The sequence below is a fragment of the Robbsia andropogonis genome, assembly GCF_000970345.1.
Lineage (GTDB): Bacteria > Pseudomonadota > Gammaproteobacteria > Burkholderiales > Burkholderiaceae > Robbsia > Robbsia andropogonis.
The window spans coordinates 1-2878 of the sequence record NZ_LAQU01000111.1 but is presented as its reverse complement, the minus strand read 5'-3'; the positions used below and the strand labels follow the sequence as shown (position 1 = coordinate 2878).

Annotated in this window: 1 protein-coding gene and 2 pseudogenes; 1 reads left to right on the top strand and 2 read right to left on the bottom strand. The window is 55.3% G+C overall.

The genetic code is table 11. The features are described 5' to 3' along the window. Window positions 1-241 (top strand): annotated as a pseudogene (locus WM40_RS26170) (PIN domain-containing protein); the annotation flags it as partial. Between the two features lie 174 nt (window positions 242-415). Here the strand turns inward: WM40_RS26170 and WM40_RS26165 are convergent. Next, window positions 416-1561: a YopJ family acetyltransferase gene (locus WM40_RS26165; RefSeq protein ID WP_157685271.1), complete on the bottom strand. Its 1146-nt coding sequence runs from the start codon at window positions 1559-1561 to the stop codon at window positions 416-418. A gap of 645 nt (window positions 1562-2206) precedes the next feature. Continuing rightward, window positions 2207-2878 (bottom strand): annotated as a pseudogene (locus WM40_RS26160) (IS3 family transposase); the annotation flags it as partial.

Genomic DNA, 2878 nt, shown 5'->3' with positions numbered 1-2878 from the left:
AGACTTCGCCGTGGAGGTTGTCCGCGATCGCTTCGGCATTGAGGTGCTTCATCCCGATGAATTTGTCTGCGACCTTATAGATTTGCAAGAAAAGCGCGCCATTGCCGTATTCCGGGAATTACGCAATCGCAGGAAGAATCCACCTATTACCGTTGAGCAGTTGATTGAATCGGTCCGCCGCGTGGGATTGCTGCACGTCGCTAATTGGTTGTCGTCGGATGACGTTTTTCCGTTGCTGTAATTTCGCGTGGGGGATGCGTATGAATACATGCACTACCTCCAAAGTAGTCCAAGATTTTGTCCGCATCCCCCCAAGAATTCCGCCGCACCCCCTTTGTATAAATATTCCTATGCATATAGACATTCTTACACCACACAGTTCTTATTGCGACAGAACCCTTTCGTTTTCGTCACCCTATCTTACGCGACCATACCCCCAACGTGACAGCGCCAGCCTGGCAGGTCGCTTCGCGGGCGCAGATGCGAAAGCCAGGGCCCGGGCGATTTCCTGCAGACGGAATCCGTCGATCGACGCGCTGAACATCGCTCCTTCCGACGCGTCTTGATCCCGCGCTTCAGGGCGCGGCACGCGAAAGGCCAGATTGCGCTCGACCAAGGTTTCGCGAACCGCATGTCTGTCGCTGTTCACTGGCCCGCTCATGCGCCCGTCCTCACGCTTCATCAATTCTTTGGCCTGCTGGAGCGACGAGCCGTGTTTGTAAAAGTCGGTCGTCAAGACGTCCGCGCCGTGGGCGGCATGGCAATACAGCATCCGTATGCGATATGCTTCCTCGGGGGCGTTCACCGAAGTCGCGCCGCGAGACAGCCCGGTCCGATCAGGATTGGCCTGACGTTGCAAGCGCGCATGGAATTTATCGAACACGCGCTGATTCTTGTGTGCCTTCAATGCGTAATTGAGCGAGTACATGACGCAATCGTCGGTCGACTTTTGCGCCTGAGTTTCAATCACGGCGATATTGTTCGAATCGACGCCGACCTCGTTGAGTGCGAGCACGATTTGATTGTGTTTTCCCAGCCGAGTGCCTCGCCCTGCGAAAATCTCTGCCGATTCGACCACAACTACGGTTGTCGTCCCATCCGCATGGTGCCGGACATCGGCCATCACATGGTGGCTTTCCGACTGATGCGTCGCCGGGTCGGGGTAAGGAAAGATGGCCTGAAAAGACTGCCTGGTTCCGCGCCGGATTGCCTCAACGAAATCGTCTTGATGGGAAAAGTGTTCAAGATTCAGTCCGGGATTGCGCTGCTTTTCGGTCGCCACGAGCGCATCCAGATGCGCCGCGTCCACGTTTGCGAAAGATGGCGCATCCGCCATACGATGACGGACCCGCTCGACGGCTGCCTTGGCATATTTTCTTAGCGGGCCACGCACGTTTTGCATGATGGCCTCGACACGCGCTATCTTTTGCTCGAGACGGTCTGGCAATGCAGCGTCCGCTGCGTTTGACGAACGAGTCGCGCTCGTTGCACTCGACGATTCCCCTGTGTCGATTCCGGCCAGCACAGGACCGAGTTCCGCCATCGCTCTCGCGTTATTCATGGCAGTTTGTCGTTTGAGGCTAGGTCCCATCACCCGGCGCGCGCTATTAATCATCTGCGGCGCTGGCAGATGATCTTGCGTCGCCTTACAGTCGACGAGCCTGCGCAGTGGAGCGAATATGCCAGTCCGAACAAGAGAGCGGGAAGGGGCTCCCACTCCAGCTTCACGTCCCGCACTCGGTCCCGGGTTGCTTTCGCCAGGGTGGTCGCCCGTTGGCACCGTGAAAGCATCGTTGATTCTTCGCATTTCGACAACTCTTGGGTGGCAATTAATTTGGGATAATTGTTATCTCTTATATGATTCTCCCGGCTTGGAAAACGAAAGATTTTGCAGCGAAACGAATTTTCCTGATATCGGGTTCCAAGCCGGGCAATGGCATTCGGTTAAGCGCTATGCTAGTTTTCTCAAAAAATCGAGCAAGGTTCCTCTTCCCGATGCCTCATGAAGGAATATCAGTGTTTTGGACAAAAGCCGGCGAACTGTTTGAGCAAACCATGTCAAGCCATGGATCCAGTCTGGCGAAAACGTAAGCGCGTGATCGATACCCGGCTGCTGGTCGCATTCATTCTGAAGCTGGTTTTGAGTAGAAACCGGCAGGGTATTGATTTGCACGGAATGTGGGTTCGGCGTTTATCTTGGACTGGTTTATACGGCGATTCCGAGACTTGCCGCGGTATTCAAGTGGGCTGAGAGAGCCAAGCGATACCTTGATCCGTTTCGCGTTGTACCACCGGATGTAGGCGTCGAGGGTCTCGATGAACTGATCAACGGTCGCACCCCGCCAATCTCGAGAATAAAACATTTCTGTCTTGAGTCGGCCGAAGAAACCTTCACAGGCTGCGTTATCGGGCGAGTATCCCTTGCGTGACATCGAGCGAATGAGCCTCGCATCGCGCATCCTAGATAGCAATCCCGGCCAACGATAGTGCGCACCACGATCGGAGTGGACCACGGGCCGACCAGCACTTTCGGCCACTGTCTCTATGGCACCATCCAGCATGGCATTGACGAGCTCAGCGTCTGGTCGTGTACCGATTGACCAGCTTACAACCAGGCCGTCGAAGCAATCTATCACGGGCGACAGGTACACTTTGCCGGCAGGGATCTGGAATTCGCTAATGTCGGTGAGCCATTTTTGATTCGGGCTCTCTGCACGGAAATCGCGATTGATGAGATTCGCCGGCGCCGGGCTGATTTCACCACGATAGGAGCGGTAGCGACGTCGTTTGGTTGTGGTGGCGCAGAGTCCCTCTTGTCGCATCAAACATCGCACGACCTTCTCTGAGATCAAGACCTGCTGCCTGCTCAATGCCGCTC

What these genes read in the sequence shown, in the direction of transcription:
- WM40_RS26165 (WP_157685271.1), bottom strand. Translation starts at nt 1,561, where the DNA reads ATGAATAACGCGAGAGCGATGGCGGAACTCGGTCCTGTGCTGGCCGGA.